The following is a 22,675-nucleotide window of genomic DNA, read 5'->3' on the forward strand; positions in this document are numbered from 1 at the left end:
GGCCGATGTTGCGGGTGACGCGCAACATCGGCCATGCACTGCGCAAGTCCGGTCAACTCCTTTCCACTTGATTCCCTAAACTGGGGAGTGGGCGCCTATGCGGCTGTCGTGGCCGGCGGACTTCATCAGGAATTCGGCGCGAGCACTCCGCCGGGTCACGGATTCCCGCCCCACTCACCCGCACCGTTCCGGGCGGCGACCAATCGCGTCGAATCCCGGACACGTTCGACGGCGCTCAGGCCGGCCTTTCGCGCCCCGTCCACCCCGCGGCCCCCCGACCGCCGGCCGCCGGCCGCGTGCACGAACCCGACGAACCCAAGGGAGAACCACCGTGTCGACAGCCGATCTCCCCCCGGATCTCGCAGCATGGCAGTGGCCCACGGCCGCGGGGACCGAGGAACCGCACTGCCGGGTGGTGATCGCCGGAGGCGGGCTCGCCGGCCTCGAAGTGGCCCGGCACCTGGCCGCTCTCGGTGTCGACGACGTCCTCGTCGTCGAAGCCGGCCCCGCGCGGGACCTGTTGCACGTCAACGCCGCGCACGACCCCGACCGGGCGCTGCGCGCCTTCCTCGACCCCGCCGACGACCCGTACTTCCAGCGGTGCTGGACACCGCGGTCCGCTCCGCACTACGCCGTCAACGCCGGCCTGCGCAGACGCCTGGGCGGGCGCTCGCTGTACTGGTACGGCGCGGCGCTGCCGGTGGAGGACTGGGCGCTGGCCGACTGGCCGCGGTCGGTCGTGGCGGACCTGCGCGGTACGTGGCAGGGGGGCGGATCGCTCTACGAGCAGGTCGCGTCGGACCTCGGTGTGGACCCGAGCCGGCTCGACGCGCAGCAACCGGTGCTGAAGGTCGGCGGGTTCCGTCTCGTCCGCACCCCGCAGGCCACCCAGCGGTTCGGTGACGACGGCCGCTGGTACGCCTACTCCCCGCTGGATCACTGGCGGCATCCGGTGACGGGCGCCCCGCTGGACGGCCCGCGCGGCGTCCGGTTCCTGTGCGGCACAGAGGTCCTCTCGGTCGACGTCGAGGACGGGCGGGCCCGCGGCGTCCTCGTCCGGGAACCCGGCCCGGAGGCCCGGGCCCGCCGTATCACCGCGGACGCGGTGGTCCTGGCCGCCGGGACCATCGAGAGCAGCAGGCTGGCCATCCAGGCGCTGTGCGCGATCGACCCCGGCCGCCCGCCCCGGCTGGAGGGACTGACCGACCACATCGTCCAGGGCTTCTTCCTGCGCGTGCGCGACACGGGCGACGACGGGGCGTCCGGCGGCCTGTCGGACGTCGTACCCGGTTCGTACGTGACGGCCTGCGAGGACGCCGTCCGGTCGAACCTGTTCCTCACCGTCGGACGGCCCGAGCCCGGCGTCCTCCAGTTCGACGTGCGGCTCACCGGGGAGCAGCTGCCCGGCCCCGGCGGCCGCGTCGTGTGCGAACCGTCCGACGACCACCCGTGGCGCACCCGGGTCACGGCGGAACCGGCCCCGGCCGACCGGGACGTCATCGGGCGCCAGCGCGAGGTGCTGGACGAGGTGTGGCGCCTGCTGGCCGCCGAACTCGGCCTGACCGCCACGCCCCTGGCCTTCGACGACTTCGACCATCCGGTTCGCACCAACGCGTTCGTGCTGCCGGAGGCGATCGGCGCCCAGTCGTCCGAGGGGCCCTTCACCTGGTCGAGCCCGCTGGGGACCGAGGACCACGAGGGATGCACGCTCCCGCTGGGGGACGTGCTCGACGACCGCCACGCGTTCGCCGCCGTCCGTGGCCTCTACGCCTGCGGGCCGGCGACCTTCCCCCGCATGGGGGCCGCCAATCCCTCGCTCACGACCCTGGCTCTCGCACGGCGACTGGCCCACGTCCTGGCCGCCGCCCACGGCCAGGCACCCTCGGTGGCGCCGGAGGTGGACGCGTGACGCTCACGGACAAGCGCGTCCTGGTCACCGGAGCCTCCCGGGACATCGGCCGGGGCATCGCGCTCGACCTGGCCGGGCGGGGAGCGACCGTCGTCGGCACGTACAACACCGGCGCGGCCGAGGCGGAGGAACTCCTCGCCCTCGGCCTCAAGGAGATGGTCCACCTCGATCACCTGGACCGGGAGGGAGCGGCGGCCACGCTGGAGCGGCTGGCCGCCGACGGCCCGTTCCACGGGATCGTGAACAACGCGGCGGTGATCGAGTTCGCCTCCTGGGAGTCCAGTCTGGACTCCTGGGACAGGGTGGTGGACGTCAACCTCCGGGGCCCCCTGGCCACCACGATCGCGCTCGCACCCGCCATGGCGCCCGGCGGCTCGATCGTCAACATCTCGAGCACGGCGGCAGCGACGGGCTCGTTCGACACACTCGCCTACTCGGCGAGCAAGGCCGCGCTCACCAATCTGACCAAGAGCCTCGCCAACGTGCTGGGGCCGTCCGGGATCCGTGTCAACACCGTCTCGCCCTGCCACCTCGACGTCGACGCACCCGCGGACTCGGCCGGACTGACCCCCCTGGGGCGCAACGCGTTCCCGGACGACATCGCCTCGGTGGTGGCGTTCCTGCTCGGCGACGACGCCCGCTTCGTCACCGGCGCCGACCTCACCGTGGACGGCGGCTACACGGCCGCGGACGCCCTCGCGAAACGCGCCTTCCATGCGGGCTGACCGGTCCGCCCGCGGCACCTCGACGAGGACGGACGTCGTGGTCACCGGCCTGGGCGCCACCACCCCGCTCGGTGGCGACGTGCCGTCGACCTGGTCCGCTCTCCTGGCCGGTGAGTCCGGCGTGTGCGCGCTGGAGGCGCCCTGGGCCGACCGGCTGCCCGTCCGTATCGCCGGCGTCCTGCGCAAGGACCCGGCCGACGTCGTGGACCGCGTCCACCGGCGGCGCCTGGATCGCAGCCAGGAGGCCGCGCTCGTCGCCGCCCGCGAGGCATGGGCGGACGCGGGCGCTCCGGACGTGGATCCGGCACGGCTGGCCGTGGTGGTGGGCACGGGCATCGGCGGGATCCTGACGATGCTCGACCAGGACGACCGGCTCGAGGAGCTCGGGCCGCGGTTGCTGTCGCCCTTCACCGTCCCGCGCCTGATGCCCAACGGCGCGGCGGCGGTGGTGAGTCTGGACCTCGGTGCGCGAGCCGGCACACACGCGCCGACCAGTGCCTGCGCCTCGGGCGCGGAGGCGCTGGCCTTGGGGGCGATGCTGATCCGGGCGGGCCGCGCCGACGTCGTCGTGGCCGGGGGCACGGACGCCTGCCTGCACCCGTTGACCATCAGCGGGTTCGCCCGCATGGGAGCGCTGTCCACCCGCAACGACTCGCCCGAGCTGGCGTCCAGGCCCTTCGACAAGGACCGTGACGGCTTCGTCATGGCCGAGGGCGCGGGCGTCCTCGTCCTGGAGCGGGCCGAGTTCGCGGCGGCCCGGGGCGTACGGCCCCGGGCCCGGCTCGCCGGTGCCGGCGTCACGTCGGACGCCTACGACATGACGACACCCGATCCCGAGGGGCAGGTCAGGGCCATCGAGGAGGCCCTGCGGGACGCGGACCTCGGCCCCGAGGACATCACCCATGTCAACGCGCACGCGACGGGCACGCCCACCGGGGACGTCATCGAGGCCGAAGCCCTGCGCCGGGCCGTCGGCACCCACCCCCTGGTCACGGCGACCAAGTCCGCCACCGGGCATCTGATCGGCGCGGCGGGTGCCGTCGAGGCCCTCTTCACGGTGCTCAGCCTGGAGCACGCCGTGGTCCCGGCCATCCGCAACCTCGCCGAGGCGGCCCCCGGGATCGGTCTCGACCTCGTCACCGGCCGATCCCGTGAGGCGGCTGCGGCGGCCGCCCTGTCGACGTCCTTCGGCTTCGGCGGGCACAACGTGGTGCTGTCCTTCACGACGTCATGAAACCCCCAGGAGACCTGTGTGACGATCGACCTGCTGGCCGAGCTGGAACCGGTGGTCGCCCGGAACCTCGACCGCCATCTGGCCATCGCCAAGGACTGGATGCCCCACGCGTACGTGCCGTGGGAGGAGGGCCGTGACTTCGGGGAGGTGCCGTGGCACCCGGACCAGTCGCGGCTCACCCCGCAGGCGCGGACGGCCCTCGAGGTCAACCTGCTCACCGAGGACAACCTGCCGAGCTACCACCGCGAGATCGCACAGCGCTTCGGCCTCGACAGCGCCTGGGGCACCTGGATCGGCCGCTGGACCGCCGAAGAGGGACGCCACGCCATGTGCATACGGGACTACCTGCTGGTCACCCGGGCGCTGGACCCGGACCGGCTGGAAGCCGCGCGCATGGCCGTGGTGCAGGCCGGCTACCGCGACGACCGGCGCAGCCCGCTGGAGACGCTGGCCTACGTGTCGTTCCAGGAGCTGGCCACGCGGATCGCGCACCGCAACACCGGCCGCCTCGTGGACGATCCCGTCGCCGACCTCCTGCTCGCCCGGGTCGCCGCCGACGAGAACCTGCACATGCTCTTCTACCGGTCGCTGGTGTCGGCGAGCATGGCGATCGATCCTTCCGCCACGGTCCGCGCCCTGGTCAAGGAGGTCGTCGACTTCGCGATGCCGGGCACCGTGATCCCGAACTTCCGGCGCAAGTCGCTGGTGATCGCCCGGGCCGGCATCTACGACCTGCGCATCCACCACGACGAAGTGGTGCGTCCGCTGCTCAAGCACTGGCAGCTGTTCGAGCTGGAGGGGCTCGACGGGGCGGCGGAGCGGGAGCGCGAGCGCCTCGCGGCCCACCTGGAGGCGCTGAACCTCCGGGCGGAGCGGCAGCGGGAGCACTTCGCCGCCGCTGCCGCCGGAGCGGACCGGAACGCGGACCGGAACAGGGCCCTTCGATGAGGGACACCGTCGACGGGGAACACCGTCAACCAGCAGCGGAGGCACACGTGAACGGGAAGAAGACGATCCTCGGGTCGGTCGCGGACATCGTCGAGGACATCAGCGGCGTCCCGGCGGACCAGGTGACCGGGCGGCAACGGCTGGTGGAGGACCTCGACATCGACTCGCTCGCCCTCATCGAGATGGCGGTGGCCGTGGCGGAGACCTTCCGGATCGACCTCCCCGACGAGGAACTGAAGGAGCTGCGCACGGTCCAGGACGTGGTCGACAGGATCGAGCAGGCCACGATCGCCGTCTGAGACCGGCGGGGCCGAGGCGCTCCGGGGCCGGTGGCGGGCACCCACCCGTCCCGGAGCGCCTCGCGGTCACCCGCCGGGATCGGAGGGACCGCGGGGTATCGGGGTCACGCCGGCTGGGACCGCTGCCGGTACTGGAGGGGTGAGCAGCCCAGGTGCCTTCTGAAGACGCGGGCGAAGTTCTCCGGGTTGGGGAAACCGCACCGGCTGCCGACCTGGGAGACGAGTTCGCTGCTCGTGGTGAGGAGGCGGCACGCGGTCTCCACGCGTAACTCGGTCAGGTACTGCACGGGCGTCTTCCCCGTGGCGGCGGCGAACTGACGTAAGAAGTGGTAGCGGCTGAGCAGGGCTTCCTTGGCCATGTCCTCGAGCGTGATGTGGGTCGCCAGGTGCTCGTGCATGTAGTCGGTCACCGCGAGCAGGCGCTCCGGGCTCAGGCCCGGAGCGCCCGGCGGCAGGTCGTGGTGCGGGTAGAGCAGATGGGCGGTCAGGTACTGGGCCGCGCTGAACGCGTAGTGCTCGCTCGCTCCCGCGTCCTGGGCGCGCAGCAACGCGGAGGCCATGGCCGCGGCCACGGGGTCGAAGGCCCGCGGGGTCTCCAGGGCCGACAGGTCGCGCACTGCCACCTCGGGATGTTCGTCCACGTAGTACCGGAAGTGCCGGGTGGGCAGCGCCATGAACGCCACCTCGACGCGCTGCTTCCCGGACGGCTGCCGCCACAGGCGCACCGTGCTCCGGCCGACGAGGCGGGAGGTGTCCCCGGAGACGAGGGTGGTCCGATGCCAGCCCGCCCCGTCGGGGTACTCGACCTGGCACAGGCCTCGCAGCGGAGCCACGATGGTGAACCGGTCCCGGGGAGGCTGATAGGTCATACGTCCCTGATCAGGAATCAATCGCCTCTCGATCGTCAGCGAGTTCCAAAGCTGGACACCACGAAGGTCGGCCATTTCCGTGTCGCCTTTCTGGGAGGTACAGAACCTTTTCCGTCCTCAGCCGGGTGCGGCTCGATGGCGGGTCCGGGCGGCTGGGACGACATGTGCTCCGGGTCGTCGAGCGGCGGAGCGCGCGCAGGGGCCACCGCTGCTCGCGGGGGCTGGCGGCCGGGGCGGGATCCGGCGGCGCGTGGAGGGTGGGGGTGAGTGGGGTGCAAGCCGGCGGACGGTCGGCGCGTGCTCGTGGGGGACCGTCTCCGGTCCCTGTAACGGGAGTTCTCTCACGTCCGCACCACGCCCCACTTCGACACGCCCGCGCCACGCCCCACCTCGACCACCCTATCCAGTGGTCGGGGCGCACAAGGGCCCCTGCACGTCACCGGTGGGCCGGGCTGTCGATGTCCCTCTCACGAGACCGCACGCGCATGCACCGGCGCGACAGGAAAGAGGGCACACTTTCGGGACCCGACGGGCAGACACTCCCGCGGACACTCCCGCGCGGCGCCGGCGCGGCGCTAGATCCCCGACTCCAGGGCCAGTACGGCCGCTTGCACCCGGCTGCGGAGCCCCAGCTTGGCCAGCAGTCGGCTGACGTGTGCCTTCACCGTGCCCTCCGCCATCTCCAACCGGCGCGCGATCTCGGCGTTCGACAGTCCCTCGCCGACGCAGGACAGCACCTCGCGCTCGCGTCGGGTCAGCGTCCGCAGCGCGGTGTGTCCCGCCGCCGGCTCGCGTACCGGCGTCGCGGCGAACTCGGCGATCAGCCGCCGGGTGACCGCCGGGGCGACCATGCCCTCCCCGCGTGCCACGGTGCGCACCGCCTGGAGCAGGTCCCGCGCCTCGGTGTTCTTCAGCAGGAACCCGGCGGCACCGGCCCGCAGCGCCCCGAACACGTATGCGTCCAGGTCGAAGGTGGTCAGCACCAGCACGTCCGCGGTCGCCTCGGTGACGATCTGCCGGGTCGCCGACACCCCGTCCAGTCGGGGCATCTGCACATCCATCAGCACCACGTCGGGGCGCAGTTCCCGGGCCAGCTCCACCGCCGCCTGACCGTCGGCGGCCTCCCCGGCCACCTCGATGTCGGGGGCGCTGTCCAGGATGAGGACCAGACCGGCGCGGACGGCGGACTGGTCCTCCGCGACGAGGACGCGGATCGCGCGGTTCATGAGGGGTCTCCTTGGCTGAGGGGAAGTGTGGCGCGGACGGTCCAGAGTCCGTCCTCGGGACCCGCCTCGAAGGTGCCGCCGAGCAGCGCCGTCCGCTCGCGCATCCCGGAGAGCCCGGAGCCGGAACCGGGTGCGCGGGGGGTGTCGCCGCGCCGGTAGGGGCTGCTCACCCGGACGTACAGGATGCCGCCCCGCTCGTCGAGCCCGACGTGCACGCGCCCCGGCGCCGCGTGTTTGAGGGCGTTGGTCAACGACTCCTGCACGATCCGATAGGCGGCCAGTTCGACCGGGGCGGGGACACCGTCGTGGCCGGCGTCGAGGGTGACGTCCAGGCCGTTGGCCCGGGCGCCGTCCACCAGGGCGCCCAGGCCGTCGAGGGTGGGGGAGGCGGCGGGCTCGTGGTCACCGGAGCTGTCCCGCAGGAGCCCGATCAGCCGGCGCATCTCGGCCAGGCCCACGACGCTGTTCTCCCGGATGACGCCCAGGGCGTTCCGCGACGTCTTCCGGTCGTCCAGGGAGAGCGCGGCCGTGGAGTGGATGGCGATGGCGGACAGGTGGTTGGCGACCACGTCGTGCAACTCCCGGGCGAACCGGGCCCGTTCCCTGACGACCGCCTGGGCGCGGTCCATCTCGGCCAGCAGCGCCGTCTGTTCGGCGCGCAGCCGGGCGGCTTCGGCCGCGTCGCGGTGGTTGCGCACCACCCAGGCGGTGGAGGCGGGCGCGTAGGCGACCACGCCCACGCCCACTCCGATCAGCAGGCCCTGCGGATCCCGCCACAGAGCGGCGGGTACGACGCCGCACAGGACCGTGAGCATGCCGGTGACCCAGGGGATGCGGCGGGCGGTGGCGGGGCCGCCGTACAGCACCGCCGCGTACACCAGGTCGGTGTACAGCACGAGGGTGGCGAGGTTGCCGAGGGTCACCGTGTCCAGGGCGAGCCCGGCGGTGCCGATCAGCAGACCGAGGCGGGGCCGGAGGCGGCGCAGCGGCTCGCAGAGGACGGCCACCGTGAGGGGCAGCAGCGGGGCCCAGGACGCGGGCCACAGCACGACGGGGTCCGAGGCCAGGCGCGGGTGGACGCCGAGGGCCCACAGCAGCACACCGCCGGCCAGTCCGCCCGCGGCTATGCGCCAGTCGTCGCGGTGCGGGCGGGACGGGGTGGCAGGGGGCATGAATCCATCCAACACGGCCCGCGCGCCTGGTGTCTGCTCCCCTGGAACGGTCCTGGGCTGCGACTTTCGCTTAGGCGGACTTCACTCGCGATGACGACGCCCGGGGCGCCGGCCCCGGGGGAGGCTGGGCGCGGAGCGAAGGGAGCCAGCCGTGATCGTCGGACTGATCATCGCCTGCGAGGTGGCGTTCTGGGTGCTGTTGGCGGCCGGACTGGCCTTCCGCTACCTGCTGAAGATGCCGCGCACCGGACTGGCCCTGCTGCTGTGCGAGCCGCTCCTGGAGCTGCTGCTGTTCGTCGTCACGGCGGTCGACCTCAGGAACGGCGCCGAGCCCGACTGGCGGCACGGCCTCGCGGCCGTCTACATCGGCTTCACGGTGGGCCTCGGGCACTCCACGATCGCATGGGCCGACGCCCGGATCGCGCACCGGTTCGCCGGTGGTCCGCCGCCGGTGAAGCCGCCGAGGTACGGCATGGCCCGCACCGTCCACGAGTGCAGGGTCGCGGGCCGCTGGCTCGTGGCCGCGCTGGTGGCCATCGGCCTGCTCCAGGCCGCGATCTGGTACGTCGGAAACGGCGGAACCGGCTCGCTGCGGGCCTGGCAGTGGAGGATGGTGTGGCTGATCGGCGTCAACGTGCTCATCGCCGCCTCGTACGCCCTGTTCCCGAAGCGGAGGCCGGCTTGAGCCCCTCACCGGTTCGTCGTCCGCTCAGCGCACCCGCCCGCGCGGCTTGAGGGACGTGGAGGGGAGGTCGGGGGCGGGCAGTGGGGGGCCGTCGTAGCCGGTGACCGTGCCGAAGCGGGAGCCCTTCGTCCAGTCCTCGCGGGCCTGCGCGACCTCCTCGCCGGTCCGGGCGACGAAGTTCCACCACATGATGAGCTCCTCCTCGAAGGGCTCACCGCCCAGGAGCATCAGGCCCGCGTCCGACTCGGCGCGCAGCGGGAGTTCGGTGCGGCCGCAGCCGAGGTAGAGCATCGAGCCCGGCACCATCGGCACGCCGTCCACGTGGGCCTCGCCGGACATGGACAGGACCGCGTACTCGAAGTCCCCGTTCAGGGGCAGCCGTACGTCCGCTCCGCGGGTCAGGGCCAGATCGGCGCCCACGATCGGGGTGTACGTCGTTCCGGGTGAGGCCGCCCCGTCGATCTCGCCGAGGATCGTCGTGGCCCTGAGGCCGGGCGCGGTGACCACGGGAAGGTCGGCATGGTGTTCGAAGTGCGGCTCGGTGTGCCGGTGGTTGTCCGGCAGGGCCACCCACAGCTGCGCCCCGTGCAGGAACCGCGCGTGGGACCTGGGGCTCTCCTCCGAGTGGCCGATCCCCCGACCGGAGGTCATGAGGCCCAGTTCGCGCGGCCTGATGGTCTGCCGGCTGCCGGTCGAGTCGCGGTGCAGCACCTCGCCCTCGTGCAGCCAGCTGACCGTCTGCAGGCCGATGTGCGGATGGGGCGGGACCTGCATGCCCGGCTCGTCCGCGATGTCGTCGGGGCCGTAGTGATCGACGAAGCACCAGGCACCCACCATGCGGCGACCCAGGTTGGGCAGCAGCCGGCGGACCTCCGTCGACTCGCCGAGCTGGACCTTGCGCGGGCTGAGGAGCTCGCGCACCGGCTCCGCCACCACGAACCCGCGGCCACCGCACACGGCGGGCACCGCCTCGCGATCAAGATTGCTCATGCCGCACAACCTAGTCCCGCGCGCCTGTCCGCGTCAGTCCCACCACTCCCCCGGAGTACCCGGTGGAATATTCAACCTCCCGGTGCCGTTGTCGGGCCCGTGAGGAGGTCGGGAGTGGAGACGACGTACTACGGCCACGGGGCTCCGGCGGAGCGCTGGGAGCGGGCGCGGATGTTCTTCGACGCCAAGGACTACTACGCGGCGGCGAAGGTCCTCAAGGACCTGGTCGAGGAGGCGCCCGAGCTGACCGGGCCACGGCTGCTGCTGGCGCGCGCCTACTACCACTCGGCCCAGTTGCGCCGCGCCGAGGCCGAGTTGACCGCGCTCGTGGAGCGCGACCCGGTGGAGCACTACGCCCGGTTGCTGCTGGGCCGCACGCTTCAGCGCCAGGGGCGGCACGACGAGGCGGCCTCGCATCTGCGGATCGCCTCCGCGCTCGCCGGTGAGTTCACCTCCGAGTGATCCCGGTGATCCCGCGGGCGAGCCAGGGGTCCTGACCCGCCGTCGTACGCGCCGCGCCGTCGGACTCTGGGAAGATCGAGGGCATGACATTCGACGTCGATCCCACCGACCTCCTTGAGTCCAGCGCCCGTGCGATCGCCGAACGCGTCGAGGAACTCCTCGCCGCCTCGGGGCCGTTGCCCATCGTCACCGCGGGGCATCCGGTCCTGCGGCGCGCGGCGGTGCCCTTCGAGGGCCAGCTCCCGCCCGCGCTCCTGGCCCGGTTCGTCGGCGCGCTGCGCGAGACGATGCGGGCCGCGCCGGGGGTCGGGCTCGCGGCGCCGCAGGTCGGGGTGCCCCTGCAGATCGCGGTGATCGAGGACCCGGCGAAGGTGTCCGACGAGGTGCGGGTGGCGCGCGGGCGGGTGCCCGTGCCGTTCCGGGTGCTCGTCAACCCGTCCTACGAGGCGCTCGACGCCGAACGCGCGGCGTTCTTCGAGGGCTGCCTCAGTGTGCCCGGCTGGCAGGCCGTGGTGGCGCGGCCCGCCCGGGTGCGGCTCCGGGCGCTGGACGAGGAGGGGACCGTGGTGGACGAGGAGTTCACCGGTTGGCCCGCTCGCATCGTCCAGCACGAGACGGACCATCTCGACGGCACCCTGTACCTGGACAGGGCGGAGTCGCGCTCCCTGTCGTCCAACGAGGCGGTGGCGGCGCGCTGGGGCCAGCCGACGTCGGAACGGGCCGCCTCGGCACTGGGCTTCCGCCTGCCCGGCTGAGCCGCCCGGAACACCCGGAGGCCCCGCTCCCCACGCCTTGCACGGCGCGGGGGCAGGGCCGGGACTCCGGGAGCGGGGGCTCTCAGTCCCGGTAGGCCTCCAGCAGGCGCAGCCACACCTCGCTGATCGTCGGGAACGACGGCACCGCGTGCCAGAGCCGGTCGATCGGCACCTCGCCCGCCAGCGCGACGGTCGCGGAGTGGATCACCTCGCCGACCCCGGGACCGACGAACGTGACACCGACGAGCGTCCGGCTGTCGAGGTCGACGACCATGCGGGCCCGGCCCCGGTAGCCGTCGGCGTACAGGCCCGCGCCCGCCGCCGAGCTCATGTCGACGTCGACGGCCCGCACCCGGCGGCCCGCCCGTTCGGCCTCCGCCAGGGACAGGCCCACGGCCGCGGCCTCCGGGTCGGAGAAGACCACCTGCGGTACGGCGGCGTGGTCCGCGGTCGCCGCGTGGGCACCCCAGCGGTCCGTCTCCAGCAGCGGGACCCCGGCCGCGCGGGCGGCGATGACCGCGCCCGCGATGCGCGCCTGGTACTTGCCCTGGTGGGTGAGGAGGGCCCGGTGGTTGACATCGCCGACGGCGTAGAGCCAGTCGCTGTCCGTCACGCGCAGGGTGTCGTCCACCGACAGCCAGGATCCGGGCTGAAGGCCGACCGTCTCCAGGCCGATGTCCGCGGTACGGGGCGCGCGTCCGGTGGCGAAGAGGATCTCGTCCGCCTCGACGCGGTCCCCGGTCTCCGTGACGACGACGACCGTGCCGCCCTCGCGCCGCACCGACTCCACCGAGGTCCCGGTGCGCACGTCGGCGCCCGCCTGGGTGAGTGCCTCGGCGACGAGTTCCCCGGCGAAGGGCTCCATACGGGGCAGCAGGCCCTTGCCGCGCACCAGCATGGTCACCCGGGAGCCCAGGGCCTGCCACGCCGTCGCCATCTCGACGCCGACCACGCCGCCGCCCACGACGACCAGCCGGCCGGGAGCGGACGCGGCGCTGGTCGCCTCACGGCTCGTCCACGGCTTCACCTCGGCGAGTCCCGGCAGGTCCGGCAGCACGGCGTCGCTGCCCGTGCACACGACCACGGCGTGCCGGGCGGTGAGCACCCGCCGCTCGCCGTCCTGGCCGGTCACCGTGACCGTGCGCGGCCCGGCGAGCCGCCCCTGGCCCCGGTAGAGGTCGGCCGCGATGCCGTCGAGCCAGGCGACCTGGCCCTCGTCCTTCCAGCCGGACACCTCGTAGTCGCGGTGGGCCAGGACCGCGGACACGTCGAGGGGGCCCTGCACGAGGGGGGCGAGGCCGGGCACGCGGCGGGCGTCGGCGCGGGCGATGGCCGGGCGCAGGAGAGCCTTGCTGGGGATGCACGCCCAGTACGAGCACTCGCCGCCGACCAGCTCACTCTCCACGATGGCCGTGGAGAGGCCGGCCGCACGGGTGCGGTCGGCCACGTTCTCCCCCACGGGTCCGGCACCGAGCACCACTACGTCGTAGGCGATGGATTCCGTTTCCGTCATGGGCCCAGTGTGGTTGCTGGTGTGCGCGGTCGCCACATCGGGTACGTGCGCGGGGATACCGAGTGGAATACACGACTTCGGGCCGCCGTTGTGCACAGCGGCTCACCCCCGCAGACCAGGAAGTAGGGACAACGCCATGAGCAGGACCGTGGAGCTCACCAAGGAGAACTTCGACGAGACGGTCAAGGACAACGAATTCGTCCTGATCGACTTCTGGGCGTCCTGGTGCGGGCCGTGCCGTCAGTTCGCCCCGGTCTACGAGAAGGCCGCCGAGGCGAACCCGGACCTGGTGTTCGGCAAGGTGGACACCGAGGCCCAGCCCGAGCTGGCGGCGGCCTTCGGCATCCAGTCGATTCCCACGCTGATGATCGTCCGGGACCAGGTGGCCGTGTTCGCGCAGCCGGGCGCGCTGCCCCAGGAGGCGCTGGACGACGTCATCGGTCAGGCCCGCGGGCTGGACATGGACGAGGTCCGCAAGGCGGTGGCCGAGCAGCAGGCGCAGGGTGGGCAGGACGAGGCGTGAGCGGGGCGGCGTCCACGCCGCCGACATGCCCGGATGCCCGTGAGGCGGCAGGCACGTCTCAGCGATGTGCCTGCCGCGTCACCGTGCCGTCGTGTCCTGGACGGTCGCGCGCCGCTCAGCCGGACTCCCGGGGCACCACGCGCGCCGCGAGCGTGCTGTGCACCTGCGGCACGCACGCGGGATCGCGCACCGCGCGGTCGACCAGCTCGGCGAGCTCCCTCCCGGACGGCAGTTCGATGCGGACCGTACTCAGCCGGGGACGCAGCAACCGCCCCAGCAGCAGGTCGTCGGCGCCCACCAGGGCGGTCTCGTCGGGAACGCCCACGCGTTCGTCCTGGAGCGCGCGCAGCAGCAGCTGCGCGTACTCGTCGTTGTACGTGAACACGGCGTCCAGACGCAGGGAGCGCCAGCGTCCGGCAAGGCGCGCGGCGGCTTCCTCCCGGTAGCCGAGCGGCAGCTCCGTGACGGTGGCGCCGGTGCCCTCGACCGCCCGCCGCACCCCCTCCAGCCGGGGCACGGAGAAGACCTCGTGCCCCGCTTCCCTGGGGATCACCACGCCGATCCGGCGCCGCCCGGCCGCCACCAGGTGCGCGCCGGCGCTGCGCCCGACCTCGCGGTGGTCCAGCAGGAGCGTGTGGGCGCCCTCGATGCGCTCGGGGCCCATGACGACGACGGCGCGCGCGCCCGAGCGCTTGAGGACGTGCACGCCCTGGGGGCCGAGGCCGCCGCTGGGCACGACGACCGCGACGGGGCGCAGTTCGGCCCAGGCCCGGGCGGCCTGGTCGCCGCGCAGCCCCATGCCGCCGTACTGCACGACCGTGTAGTCCAGACGGCCCAGGGCCCATTGGAGGTCGTTGAGGAACTGGCTGTAGAGGGGGCCCGCCGGCACGCTCGGGGCGGGCATGAGCACCATGCGGCTGTGCCCGACGCGCAGGCTGCGGGCGGCCGCGTGCGGCACGTAGCCGAGTTCCTCCGCCGCCTCGTGCACCCGGCGCCGGGTCGGCTCGCTGATGCGCACGGCGCGGGAGTTGTTCAGGACGTAGGAGACGGTGGCGCGGGAGACTCCGGCCAGGCGTGCCACGTCGGCGCTCGTCGGCGTGGCGGGGGCCACGGGTACGGTGGGGGCGGGCGGCTCCGGCGTCTGGACCCTCACGCGGCGCGTCCTTGCAGAATCCGCACACCGATCCTTCCCCCGAGGGTCCCGGGTTCGTCCGCTCTTCACGTCTCAACCACTGGCAGTGCAGGGGCAGTTGCGAGTCGTCTGCCGCGCGGCACGGTGACAGGTTACCGTAGGTTACTCCGCGGTGGACCACGGACTCAGGGAGGGCGCCCCATGACCTTCGACCGCAGCCCCTCACTCGCCGACTGCGTACGGGCCCTGGCCGAGGGCGAGATGACGTCCCGTCATCTCGTGGAACGCGCGCTCGCCCGGATCGAGGCGGCGCAACCCTCGGTCAACGCCTTCCGTCTGGTGCGCGCCGAGGCCGCGCTCGCCGAGGCGGACGCCGCCGACCGCGCGTTGGCGTCCGGCGCGCGCCTGCCGCTGCTCGGGGTGCCGGTGGCCGTCAAGGACGACATGGACGTGGCGGGCGAGCCCACCGCGTTCGGCTGCGCGGGTGACTTCCCGCCGGCGGCCGAGGACGGTGAGGCGGTCCGCAGGCTGCGGGCCGCGGGTGCGGTCGTCGTCGGCAAGACCAACACCTGCGAACTGGGGCAGTGGCCGTTCACCGAGGGGCCCGCCTTCGGCGCCACCCGCAACCCCTGGCACCTCGGACACACCCCGGGCGGCTCCTCCGGCGGTTCCGCCGCGGCCGTCGCGGCGGGCCTCGTGCCGGCCGCGCTCGGCTCCGACGGCGCCGGCTCGGTCCGCATCCCGGCCTCCTGGACCCATCTGGTCGGCATCAAGCCCCAGCGGGGCCGGATATCCACCTGGCCGCGCGCCGAGTCCTTCCAGGGCATCACGGTGAACGGAACGCTCGCGAGGACCGTGGCCGACGCCGCGCTGCTCCTCGACGCGGCGAGCGGCAACCACGCGGGCGACCTGCACCGACCGCCCGCGCTCGACGTGTCGGCGGCCGTGGGGCGCGACCCGGGAAGACTGAGGATCGCGCTGTCGCTGAAGCCGCCCTTCACGGCGGTGCCCGTCCGGCTGGACCCCCGCATCCGGGAGCGGGTCCGCGCACTCGGTGAACGGCTGGCCGCGCTCGGGCACGTGGTCGAGGAGGCGGATCCCCGCTACGGGCAGATCGGGCTCTCCTTCGTGCCCCGGGCCACCGCCGGCGTCGCGGAGTGGGTCCGGGACGCCCCGGACCCGGCCCTGCTCGACCGGCGCACCCACGAGAGCGCCCGCCTCGGCCGGCTCCTGGCCGGGGCGCCGCTGCGGGTGGCGCGGCGCGCGGAGGCGGCGCTGCAGCGCAGGGTGGGCGCGCTGTTCACGGACCACGACGTCGTCCTGGCCCCGACGACCGCCGCTCCCCCACCGCGCATCGGCACCCTGGCCCGCATGAACGGCTGGCACACCGACCGCGCGATGATCGCCGCCTGCCCGTACGCCTGGCCGTGGAACGTGCTGGGCTGGCCCGGGGTCAACGTGCCCGCCGGGTTCGTCGACTCCGACGTGTCCCAGGGCGGCACGGGCGCGCTCCCGGTGGGCGCCCAACTGCTCGGCCCGGCGCACAGCGAGGCGCTTCTGGTCTCGCTGGCCGCCCAGTTGGAGGCCGACCTCGGGTGGCACGAGCTGTGGCCGCCGCCGCACGCGGCGGCCGGGGACGCGCAGGCCGCCTGAAGGCTGCCCCGGCGAGCACGAGGCGGGAGCGGCCCTGCGCGGCCTGCCGGGTACGCCGCTCGGCCGCGGCCGCCGCGGCGAGGATCGAGCGCGCCTCCGACAGCAGCACGGCCCCGGCCTCGGTGAGCGCGACGGTGCGGCTGGTGCGCTCCAGCAGCGTGACCCCGAGCTGTCGTTCCAGGCGCGCGATGGCACGCGACAGGGGCGGCTGGGCCATCTCCAGACGCTGGGCCGCCCTGCCGAAGTGCAGTTCCTCGGCGACGGCCACGAAGTACCGCAGCTCGCGCATCTCCATGCCCGCACGGTAGCCGTGCGGGGCCGATCGATGCCGCCCGAGTATCGCCGCACCACCGAGACGGTGTTGGTGCCCGGCCGAAGCGGGGCCATGCTCGCTGTCATGAGCGAGACGACGATCGCGCTGGTCACCGGCGCGAACAAGGGAATCGGGTACGAGATCGCGGCCGGGCTGGGCGCGTTGGGGTGGAGCGTCGGTGTCGGCGCCCGGGACGAGCGGCGCCGGACGGAGGCCGTCGCGAAGCTGCGGGCGGCGGGCGCCGACGCGTTCGGCGTGCCCCTGGACGTGACCGACGACGAAAGCGTGAACGCCGCGGCCCGGCTGGTCGAGGAGCGGGCGGGGCGCCTGGACGTGCTGGTCAACAACGCCGGTATCGCGGGCGACTGGCCCCAGGAACCCTCGGCCCTCTCCCCGGAGACCGTGCGGCGGCTGGTGGAGACCAACGTCATCGGCGTCATCCGGGTCACCAACGCGATGCTTCCGCTGCTGCGCCGCTCGGCGCACCCGCGGATCGTCAACCAGTCCAGCCATGTGGGCTCCCTGGCCCTGCAGACGACGCCCGGTGTCGATCTCGGCGGGATCAGCGGGGCCTACGCGCCGACGAAGAGCCATCTCAACGCCGTCACCGTCCAGTACGCGAAGGAGCTGAGCGGCACCTCCATCCTGATCAACAACGCCTGCCCCGGCTATGTGGCCACCGATCTCAACGGGTTCAGCGGCACGCAGACCCCGCGGCAGGGCGCGGCCGTCGCCGTCCGGCTGGCGACCCTGCCGGACGACGGCCCCACCGGTCAGCTGTTCGACGACCAGGGGGTCGTGCCCTGGTGACGCGAGGGCGCGGGCGGTGCCTGCCGGTCAGGCGGTGGCGGACTCCCGGGCCTGCTTCCTGCGGGCGCGATAGGCCTGCGCCTTCAGCTTGTTGCCGCAGGACTCCATGCCGCACCAGTGGCGGCGCATGCCGCGTGACCGGTCGACGTAGACGCGGGTGCACTCCGGGTTGCCGCACTCCTTCATCAGCGGCACGTCCGGCCCGCTCAGGAGTTCCACGGCGTGGCGCGCGACGGTGGACAGGGCCTCGGCGGGCGTCGCGTCCGTCCATCGTCCCGAAGGCGTCAGCTGCGGGGTGGCGGCCGGTCCGCGGGCCGCGCCGTTCACGGTCGCGAGGGCCCCCCGGTCGTACCCCTGTCCGGCGAGCCGGGCCGTGACCAGCTCGTAGACGGCCTCACGCACCTCGATCGCACGCTCGACGTCGGCTTCGCGGCTCGGGCTGACGGCGTCGACCAGACCCGACTCGACGTACCAGGCGTCCAGCCGGTCCGGCGACCCGAACATCTCGAACCGGACCGTACGGCGGGCGCGCAGGGTGGCGGCGAAGTCGAGAGCGGGGCTTCCGCAGGGAAAGGCATGCTCCGGATTCACATCACCATCCTGGCAGGTGATGCGGCACAGGACAACGAGCGGGGCGACGAGCGTCATCACGGGGGAATCCCGGTTCCCTCTCGCGCATGATGGTGAAAGGGTCTGGGCCCGGGTCCGCATTCTCGATTCCCATGGCGAGGGAGAGGCGATGGACATCAACGGAGCGGTGGCGCTGGTCACCGGAGCGAACCGCGGCATCGGCAGGGCGTTCGCCCGGGCCCTGCTCGACCACGGCGCGAGCAAGGTGTACGCGGCGGTGCGGGACCCGGCGAACGTCATGGACGGCGACCTGACGCCGTTGCGCCTGGACGTCACCCGGCAGGACCAGATCGACGAGGCGGTCGGCGCGGCGGGCGACGTCTCGATCCTCGTGAACAACGCCGGGGTCGGCGGCTGGGGCACCCGGCTCTTCGACGGTCCGCTCGACGGGGCCCGCGAGGCGATGGAGGTCAACTTCTACGGCACCTGGTCCGTCTCCCGGGCCTTCGCCCCCGTCCTCGCCCGCAACGGGGGCGGCGCGCTGGTGAACATGCTGTCGGTGGCCTCCTGGCTCGGCCGTCCCGGCTGGCCGGGATACGCCGCCTCCAAGGCGGCGCAGTGGTCCCTGACCGGCGCGCTGCGCGAGGGGCTGCGCGACCAGGGCACCCTGGTGGTCGGCGTGCACGCCGGCTTCGTGGAGACGGACCTGGCGGCGTGGACGGACGCGCCGAAGATCACCGCCGAGGACGTGGCGGAGCAGACCATGCGCGCGGTGGAGGAGGACCGGACGGAGGTTCTCGCCGACGAGGGCACGCGGCAGGTCAAGGCCGCCCTGTCCCGGCCTCCGGAGACCGGGGCACCCTAAGGCCGGGGCGTTCTGAGACCAGGGCGTCCTGAGACCGGGGCGTCCTGAGACACCTCGGCGGGCTCACCCGCCCGGGCCCCTCCAGACGTTGTCGAAGGCGGCCTGCTCGATGTCCCGTCGCTGGCGTACGGCCGTCAACTCCGTGACCGCGTCGTCCACCGCCGCGAGGACGGTCACGACGGCCTCGTCGGTCTCCTCGGGCAGTACGGGCGACGCGTCCTGCGGCGTCCCCCCGATCCGGGCGGCGCAGGCGAGCGTCGCGAGCACGGGCTCCCGCGCCTCCCATCGCTCGCCCGCCCACCGGCGGGCGGGCGAGTCGACCAGGGTCGCGACCCCGGTCCAGGACGGCAGCCGGCGGGGGCGCTGCCGGGCGAACCGCCCCTCCTCCTCGAACGCCGCCAGGTAGGCCGAGGCGAGCCCGCGCCCCCTGCGCCACAGCCACTCCTCGACGGGCTCGTAGGGCGTCTGCCGTTGGAGTGAGGCCGCGGCCGACTCCAGCAGACGGTCCTCGGTCGTGGGCCGGTCACCCGGAACGATCAGCTCCGCGTCCAGGGTGAGGGCACGGGCGTCGAGGAGGTCGAGCAGTTCGGCGCCGGCGAGCGCGAGCGAGAGGTCACCCTGCTCGGGGGGATGACCCGGGTCCGTGTCCAGGGCGACGGTCAGAAGGTCCCGTGCAGTGGTCATGCGTGGCTCCCCGTCGAGGGTGTGAGCGGAGCCGGACGATCGGGCGACCGCACCGACAGTCCGACGGTAGCGCGGCCGGGTCGGGAGCGGTCTGTTCGCGTCGGCGCGGCGACCGCCGCCCGCCCCCCGTCTCCCCTGGGGGGCGGGCACCCCTCCTCCACCAATGGTTGTAGACTACAACGAGATTAAGGTGTAGTTTACAACCATCCACTTGGAAGGGGAGTCCCGATGAGTACCCACGGTCCGGCCACGGAGCGGCCGGCGGCGACCTCCACCCGCCACACCGTCCGCCATGTGGTGGTCCTCCTGATCACCCCGCTCCTGATGTGTCTGGGCATGGGCATGGCCTACCTCGGGGCCTTCCACGCCCCGCACGCGCACGGGCTGAAGGTCGCCGTCGTCGGCACCTCGCCGCGCCAGCAGGTACTGGCCCAGACGATCAAGGACAAGGCCGGTGACGCACTGGACGTCACCACCGTGCCCGACCGGGCCGCGGCACGGCACCAGATCATGGACCGCGACCTGGTCGGCGCCTATGTGCCGAGCGCCACGCACCCCGAGCTCCTGGTCGCCAAGGCGGGCTCGGACACCTCCGCGACCGCCGCGCAGGCCGTGTTCACGACCGTGGCGGACCAGCAGGGCGTCCCGCTGCACGTCACCGACCTGTCCCGGCTCTCCAGCGGTGACCCCACCGGCCAGGGCCTGTTCTTCCTGCTGGTCGCGCTGAGCATCGGCTCCTACGCCAGCGTCGCCGCCATCAGCGCCGGGGGCGCCACGCTCCGTATCGGCATCCGGGCCGCCATCGGCCTCGCCACCGCGCTGGCGGTCAGCGTCATAGGGACGGTGCTGGCCGGGCCGGTCTTCCATGTCGCCGACCACCACCTGGCCGGGCTGTGGGGCATGGCCCTGCTCTACTCGGCGGGGATCCTGACCATCGGTGTCGCCCTGCACACCTTCCTGGGGCGCTGGACGACGCTGGGGATGATGGTGCTGTTCGTGATGCTCAACTTCACCAGTTCCGGCGGGATCTTCCAGCCCGCGCTGCAGAACGGCTTCTTCGGCGCGCTGCACGCCTTCTGGAACGGCGCCGGCTTCATCGAGGGCGTACGCGGCCTGCTGTACTTCGGCTCGCGGGACATGGGCGGACACGTCCTCACCCTGGCTCTCTGGCTGGTCGCGGGGGTGGTGCTGCTGGCCGCGGCCGCACTGACCGAGCGCCGCACCGCCGCCGCACCGGCCGGGAGCCCCGGCCCGACCCCGGACAGGAGCGAGGACGAGGAGCAGGACTCGGCCGAGGTGCTGGCCGAGGAGGAGATGGGCGAGGCCGTCGCCGCCTGAGGGCGCGGTGCCGGGCGGCCGGGCCGGGGACCACGCGGAAGCGGGCCCGGCCCGGCCGCACCGTTCGGGCCGCAGCGGATGCACCCGGGAGCCGGGGCGCCGATCCTGAAGGCGAGGCACGGCAGGGGCAGACTCGCCAGGAGGCCACCATGTCCATGATGGACAAGCTCAAGCGGATGCTGAAGGGGCACGAGGACCAGGCGCGCGAGACGGCCGACACGGCGCGCGACCGGAGGGACGACACGGTCCGGGGCGGCCCCGGACGCCCGGTCGACAAGGGCCCGGACGCGCTGCGGGACCAGATGCGCTCCCCTCAGGACCGGGACAACCCACCACGCCCCTAGCAAGCCGGGGCACAGGGTGGCGGACTGATGCCGTCTCACCGGCCCCCGACCCGCCCGGCGCCCGGCGGAGGGGACGCTCTACCGTGAGCCGGGTGACTGCCTTCATCCATCAGCCCGATGACACCCACGACGACCCCTCCGACGGCATAGCCGGCCGCCACGGCCCCTCGGCGACCACCGAGGCCGACCCGCGGGACGTGGGACGGGTACGCACCGAGTACTCCCCCGCGCACGACGGCGACCCCGACCCCGGGGAGATCGTGTGGACCTGGGTGCCCTTCGAGGAGAACGACGGGCGGGGCAAGGACCGCCCGGTGCTCGTGGTCGCCCGCGAGGCCGCCGGCACTCTGCTCGCCGTGCAGTTGTCGAGCAAGCGGCACGACAGCGACCGGGAGTGGGTGCCGATCGGGAGCGGACCGTGGGACCGGTCGGGACGCGACTCCTGGGTCGACGTCGACCGCGTGCTGCGGCTGCACGAGGACGGGATGCGGCGCGAGGCGTGCGCGCTGGACCGGATGCGGTTCAACCTGGTGGTGCACCGGCTGCGGGAACGCTACGGCTGGAACTGACCACCGGGGCCGGCCGGGCCACCGCTCGGATCAGGCCACGCGGACGTCGGCGAAGGCGCGTGCGAACGCGCCCCGCGTCGTCGCCCCCGCCGTGCGGTCCAGGACGCCGAGGACGACCTCGTCGAAGTGTCCCTCGAACCGCCCCCGCACCAGCAGCCCGTGGAACGACCCGGCCACCGTCGCCGGGTCGTTCATGAACACCCCGCAGCCCCAGGCACCGAGCACCAGGCGCCGGTAGCCGCAGGCCACGGCCGTCTCCAGGACCCGCTCGGCGCGCACCGCCAGAGCACGCGGCACCTCGGGCACGCGCTGCGGAGCCCGCTGCCGCACCACTCCCGCGTTGGGCGCCGCGGCGGTCAGGAAGCCCACCTGGTACGGCGCGTCGAGCAGATTCCCGCGGTCGTCGCGGAAGACGGGCACGCCCGGCGTGTGGATCACACGATCGGTGTAGAACGGGTCGCGATGCGCCCGGTGGTGCTCGTAGAACTCGGGGGCCTCACGGACGCACGCGTACAGCGCGGAGGCCCGGCACAGCGCCTCCTCCTGCGCCTGCGCTCCGTTCAGGAAGCCGCCGCCCGGGTTGCGGGCGGAGGCGAAGTTGAGCACGGCCACCGGGTCACTCGAACGGCTCACCAGGCGGCGGGCGGCTTCGAGGCTGCTCTCGCCGGTGACCTCGAAGGCCGTCGCACGCAGGGCGATCGCCGGTGTGCGCACGGCATCCGGGCCGAACATCCGCGTGCCGGCGCGGGCGGCGGCCACCGCCGGGGCGATGGTCACCGTGTGCCCGCCCGGGGCGCGGTAGGAGCCCGCCGCGACGATCTCCACCGTCTCCCGCGCGACCCCGCGAAGACGCGCGCTCACGGCGCCACCCCCGTGGGCGCCGTGAAGGCGTCGCGCACGGCCTGCTCCGGTACCCGGCCGGGCTCCCCCGTCGTGCTCATGAACGAATGGTGAGCGATGCTGGTCCTGGGCCGCAACAGAGTTTCCCGGCCCCGGCAGCCGACCGCTCCCGCCCTGGGCACGGAAAAGAACCAGTCCGAAACATGACACGGTGCTCCCTTGTGCGAAGCCGCACAAGGGTCTTGGG

24 protein-coding genes and 1 pseudogene are annotated in these 22,675 nt (G+C 73.5%); 15 read left to right on the forward strand and 10 right to left on the reverse strand.

Annotated features, from left to right (window positions below; genetic code table 11):
* Positions 1 to 331: 331 nt before the first annotated feature.
* From AB0C59_RS27790 to AB0C59_RS27810, 5 genes are read left to right on the forward strand one after another with little or no spacing between them, the layout of a single operon-like run.
* Entirely contained in the window at positions 332 to 1,909 is a 1,578-nt protein-coding gene (locus tag AB0C59_RS27790) for an FAD-binding protein (protein ID WP_363009284.1), read from the forward strand.
* A complete protein-coding gene (locus AB0C59_RS27795; protein ID WP_363009286.1) occupies positions 1,906 to 2,634 on the forward strand; it encodes an SDR family oxidoreductase in 729 nt (242 codons plus the stop codon). The genes AB0C59_RS27790 and AB0C59_RS27795 overlap by 4 nt, the downstream gene beginning before the upstream one ends.
* Entirely contained in the window at positions 2,624 to 3,868 is a 1,245-nt protein-coding gene (locus tag AB0C59_RS27800) for a beta-ketoacyl-[acyl-carrier-protein] synthase family protein (protein ID WP_363009288.1), read from the forward strand. The genes AB0C59_RS27795 and AB0C59_RS27800 overlap by 11 nt, the downstream gene beginning before the upstream one ends.
* Positions 3,869 to 3,886: 18 nt before the next feature.
* Positions 3,887 to 4,816, forward strand: coding sequence for an acyl-ACP desaturase (locus AB0C59_RS27805; protein WP_363009290.1), 930 nt, complete (start codon positions 3,887 to 3,889; stop codon positions 4,814 to 4,816).
* A gap of 47 nt (positions 4,817 to 4,863) precedes the next feature.
* Complete coding sequence (locus AB0C59_RS27810) at positions 4,864 to 5,115, forward strand: acyl carrier protein (protein WP_363009292.1); 252 nt, start codon at positions 4,864 to 4,866, stop codon at positions 5,113 to 5,115.
* A gap of 104 nt (positions 5,116 to 5,219) precedes the next feature.
* Here the strand turns inward: AB0C59_RS27810 and AB0C59_RS27815 are convergent, their stop codons facing one another.
* The 3 genes from AB0C59_RS27815 to AB0C59_RS27825 all read right to left on the reverse strand — a co-directional run bounded on the left by AB0C59_RS27815 (position 5,220) and on the right by AB0C59_RS27825 (position 8,382).
* Entirely contained in the window at positions 5,220 to 5,984 is a 765-nt protein-coding gene (locus tag AB0C59_RS27815) for an AraC family transcriptional regulator (RefSeq protein WP_363009294.1), read from the reverse strand.
* A 575-nt stretch (positions 5,985 to 6,559) separates the two neighbouring features.
* Positions 6,560 to 7,210, reverse strand: a complete 651-nt coding sequence (locus AB0C59_RS27820; protein ID WP_363009296.1) for a response regulator transcription factor — start codon at positions 7,208 to 7,210, stop codon at positions 6,560 to 6,562.
* Complete coding sequence (locus AB0C59_RS27825) at positions 7,207 to 8,382, reverse strand: histidine kinase (RefSeq protein WP_363009298.1); 1,176 nt, start codon at positions 8,380 to 8,382, stop codon at positions 7,207 to 7,209. Before AB0C59_RS27825 ends, AB0C59_RS27820 begins: the two co-directional genes overlap by 4 nt.
* Positions 8,383 to 8,533: 151 nt before the next feature.
* On the opposite strand from AB0C59_RS27825, the gene AB0C59_RS27830 reads away from it, so the two are divergent.
* Complete coding sequence (locus tag AB0C59_RS27830) at positions 8,534 to 9,067, forward strand: hypothetical protein (RefSeq protein WP_363009300.1); 534 nt, start codon at positions 8,534 to 8,536, stop codon at positions 9,065 to 9,067.
* A gap of 24 nt (positions 9,068 to 9,091) precedes the next feature.
* Here the strand turns inward: AB0C59_RS27830 and AB0C59_RS27835 are convergent, their stop codons facing one another.
* On the reverse strand, positions 9,092 to 10,057 hold the full coding sequence (locus AB0C59_RS27835; protein WP_363009302.1) for a pirin family protein: 966 nt from the start codon (positions 10,055 to 10,057) through the stop codon (positions 9,092 to 9,094).
* A 114-nt stretch (positions 10,058 to 10,171) separates the two neighbouring features.
* Here AB0C59_RS27835 and AB0C59_RS27840 point away from each other — a divergent pair, with 114 nt between their 5' ends.
* Both AB0C59_RS27840 and AB0C59_RS27845 read left to right on the forward strand, forming a co-directional pair.
* Positions 10,172 to 10,519 carry a tetratricopeptide repeat protein gene (locus AB0C59_RS27840; RefSeq protein ID WP_363009304.1) on the forward strand — a complete coding sequence of 116 codons (348 nt, stop codon included), beginning with the start codon at positions 10,172 to 10,174 and terminating at the stop codon, positions 10,517 to 10,519.
* An 83-nt stretch (positions 10,520 to 10,602) separates the two neighbouring features.
* A complete protein-coding gene (locus AB0C59_RS27845; protein ID WP_363009306.1) occupies positions 10,603 to 11,274 on the forward strand; it encodes a peptide deformylase in 672 nt (223 codons plus the stop codon).
* 82 nt (positions 11,275 to 11,356) lie between these two features.
* On the opposite strand, the gene AB0C59_RS27850 is transcribed toward AB0C59_RS27845, so the two are convergent.
* On the reverse strand, positions 11,357 to 12,787 hold the full coding sequence (locus AB0C59_RS27850) for an NAD(P)/FAD-dependent oxidoreductase (RefSeq protein ID WP_363009308.1): 1,431 nt from the start codon (positions 12,785 to 12,787) through the stop codon (positions 11,357 to 11,359).
* A gap of 136 nt (positions 12,788 to 12,923) precedes the next feature.
* On the opposite strand from AB0C59_RS27850, the gene trxA reads away from it, so the two are divergent.
* Complete coding sequence (gene trxA, locus AB0C59_RS27855) at positions 12,924 to 13,310, forward strand: thioredoxin (RefSeq protein ID WP_363009310.1); 387 nt, start codon at positions 12,924 to 12,926, stop codon at positions 13,308 to 13,310.
* 115 nt (positions 13,311 to 13,425) lie between these two features.
* Here the strand turns inward: trxA and AB0C59_RS27860 are convergent, their stop codons facing one another.
* Positions 13,426 to 14,463, reverse strand: a complete 1,038-nt coding sequence (locus AB0C59_RS27860; protein ID WP_363009312.1) for a LacI family DNA-binding transcriptional regulator — start codon at positions 14,461 to 14,463, stop codon at positions 13,426 to 13,428.
* A gap of 180 nt (positions 14,464 to 14,643) precedes the next feature.
* Between AB0C59_RS27860 and AB0C59_RS27865 the strand changes: the two genes are divergently transcribed.
* On the forward strand, positions 14,644 to 16,095 hold the full coding sequence (locus AB0C59_RS27865; protein ID WP_363009314.1) for an amidase: 1,452 nt from the start codon (positions 14,644 to 14,646) through the stop codon (positions 16,093 to 16,095).
* Between the two features lie 10 nt (positions 16,096 to 16,105).
* On the opposite strand, the pseudogene AB0C59_RS27870 reads toward AB0C59_RS27865, so the two are convergent.
* Positions 16,106 to 16,390 (reverse strand): annotated as a pseudogene (locus AB0C59_RS27870) (LysR family transcriptional regulator); the annotation flags it as partial.
* Between the two features lie 90 nt (positions 16,391 to 16,480).
* Here AB0C59_RS27870 and AB0C59_RS27875 point away from each other — a divergent pair.
* Positions 16,481 to 17,218 (forward strand): SDR family oxidoreductase, encoded by a 738-nt coding sequence (locus AB0C59_RS27875; RefSeq protein ID WP_363009316.1) that lies wholly within the window; start codon positions 16,481 to 16,483, stop codon positions 17,216 to 17,218.
* Between the two features lie 27 nt (positions 17,219 to 17,245).
* Here AB0C59_RS27875 and AB0C59_RS27880 read toward each other — a convergent pair whose 3' ends face one another.
* Positions 17,246 to 17,809 carry a CGNR zinc finger domain-containing protein gene (locus AB0C59_RS27880; protein WP_363009318.1) on the reverse strand — a complete coding sequence of 188 codons (564 nt, stop codon included), beginning with the start codon at positions 17,807 to 17,809 and terminating at the stop codon, positions 17,246 to 17,248.
* Positions 17,810 to 17,957: 148 nt separating this feature from the next.
* Between AB0C59_RS27880 and AB0C59_RS27885 the strand changes: the two genes are divergently transcribed.
* Positions 17,958 to 18,653 carry an SDR family oxidoreductase gene (locus tag AB0C59_RS27885; protein WP_363009320.1) on the forward strand — a complete coding sequence of 232 codons (696 nt, stop codon included), beginning with the start codon at positions 17,958 to 17,960 and terminating at the stop codon, positions 18,651 to 18,653.
* A gap of 63 nt (positions 18,654 to 18,716) precedes the next feature.
* On the opposite strand, the gene AB0C59_RS27890 is transcribed toward AB0C59_RS27885, so the two are convergent.
* Complete coding sequence (locus AB0C59_RS27890; RefSeq protein ID WP_363009322.1) at positions 18,717 to 19,337, reverse strand: GPP34 family phosphoprotein; 621 nt, start codon at positions 19,335 to 19,337, stop codon at positions 18,717 to 18,719.
* A gap of 228 nt (positions 19,338 to 19,565) precedes the next feature.
* Here AB0C59_RS27890 and AB0C59_RS27895 point away from each other — a divergent pair, with 228 nt between their 5' ends.
* The 3 genes from AB0C59_RS27895 to AB0C59_RS27905 all read left to right on the forward strand — a co-directional run bounded on the left by AB0C59_RS27895 (position 19,566) and on the right by AB0C59_RS27905 (position 21,588).
* Complete coding sequence (locus AB0C59_RS27895; protein ID WP_363009324.1) at positions 19,566 to 20,675, forward strand: hypothetical protein; 1,110 nt, start codon at positions 19,566 to 19,568, stop codon at positions 20,673 to 20,675.
* A 149-nt stretch (positions 20,676 to 20,824) separates the two neighbouring features.
* Positions 20,825 to 21,019, forward strand: coding sequence for an antitoxin (locus AB0C59_RS27900; protein ID WP_363009327.1), 195 nt, complete (start codon positions 20,825 to 20,827; stop codon positions 21,017 to 21,019).
* A 146-nt stretch (positions 21,020 to 21,165) separates the two neighbouring features.
* The gene (locus tag AB0C59_RS27905) at positions 21,166 to 21,588 is read left to right on the forward strand and encodes a type II toxin-antitoxin system PemK/MazF family toxin (RefSeq protein WP_363009455.1); all 423 of its coding nucleotides are present in this window, start codon (positions 21,166 to 21,168) and stop codon (positions 21,586 to 21,588) included.
* A 30-nt stretch (positions 21,589 to 21,618) separates the two neighbouring features.
* Here AB0C59_RS27905 and AB0C59_RS27910 read toward each other — a convergent pair whose 3' ends face one another.
* Complete coding sequence (locus AB0C59_RS27910; protein WP_363009329.1) at positions 21,619 to 22,449, reverse strand: TIGR02452 family protein; 831 nt, start codon at positions 22,447 to 22,449, stop codon at positions 21,619 to 21,621.
* Positions 22,450 to 22,675: the final 226 nt, after the last annotated feature.

The sequence above is a fragment of the Streptomyces sp. NPDC048664 genome, assembly GCF_040650555.1.
Classification (GTDB): Bacteria; Actinomycetota; Actinomycetes; order Streptomycetales; family Streptomycetaceae; genus Streptomyces.

Excerpts from the sequence above, each read along its gene's own strand:
- AB0C59_RS27800 (WP_363009288.1), top strand. The coding sequence starts at position 2,624 with ATGCGGGCTGACCGGTCCGCCCGCGGCACCTCGACGAGGACGGACGTC.
- AB0C59_RS27815 (WP_363009294.1), bottom strand. The coding sequence starts at position 5,984 with ATGACCTATCAGCCTCCCCGGGACCGGTTCACCATCGTGGCTCCGCTG.
- AB0C59_RS27820 (WP_363009296.1), bottom strand. The coding sequence starts at position 7,210 with ATGAACCGCGCGATCCGCGTCCTCGTCGCGGAGGACCAGTCCGCCGTC.
- AB0C59_RS27825 (WP_363009298.1), bottom strand. The coding sequence starts at position 8,382 with ATGCCCCCTGCCACCCCGTCCCGCCCGCACCGCGACGACTGGCGCATA.
- AB0C59_RS27835 (WP_363009302.1), bottom strand. The coding sequence starts at position 10,057 with ATGAGCAATCTTGATCGCGAGGCGGTGCCCGCCGTGTGCGGTGGCCGC.
- AB0C59_RS27845 (WP_363009306.1), top strand. The coding sequence starts at position 10,603 with ATGACATTCGACGTCGATCCCACCGACCTCCTTGAGTCCAGCGCCCGT.
- AB0C59_RS27850 (WP_363009308.1), bottom strand. The coding sequence starts at position 12,787 with ATGACGGAAACGGAATCCATCGCCTACGACGTAGTGGTGCTCGGTGCC.
- trxA (WP_363009310.1), top strand. The coding sequence starts at position 12,924 with ATGAGCAGGACCGTGGAGCTCACCAAGGAGAACTTCGACGAGACGGTC.
- AB0C59_RS27865 (WP_363009314.1), top strand. The coding sequence starts at position 14,644 with ATGACCTTCGACCGCAGCCCCTCACTCGCCGACTGCGTACGGGCCCTG.
- AB0C59_RS27875 (WP_363009316.1), top strand. The coding sequence starts at position 16,481 with ATGCTCGCTGTCATGAGCGAGACGACGATCGCGCTGGTCACCGGCGCG.
- AB0C59_RS27885 (WP_363009320.1), top strand. The coding sequence starts at position 17,958 with ATGGACATCAACGGAGCGGTGGCGCTGGTCACCGGAGCGAACCGCGGC.
- AB0C59_RS27890 (WP_363009322.1), bottom strand. The coding sequence starts at position 19,337 with ATGACCACTGCACGGGACCTTCTGACCGTCGCCCTGGACACGGACCCG.
- AB0C59_RS27895 (WP_363009324.1), top strand. The coding sequence starts at position 19,566 with ATGAGTACCCACGGTCCGGCCACGGAGCGGCCGGCGGCGACCTCCACC.
- AB0C59_RS27900 (WP_363009327.1), top strand. The coding sequence starts at position 20,825 with ATGTCCATGATGGACAAGCTCAAGCGGATGCTGAAGGGGCACGAGGAC.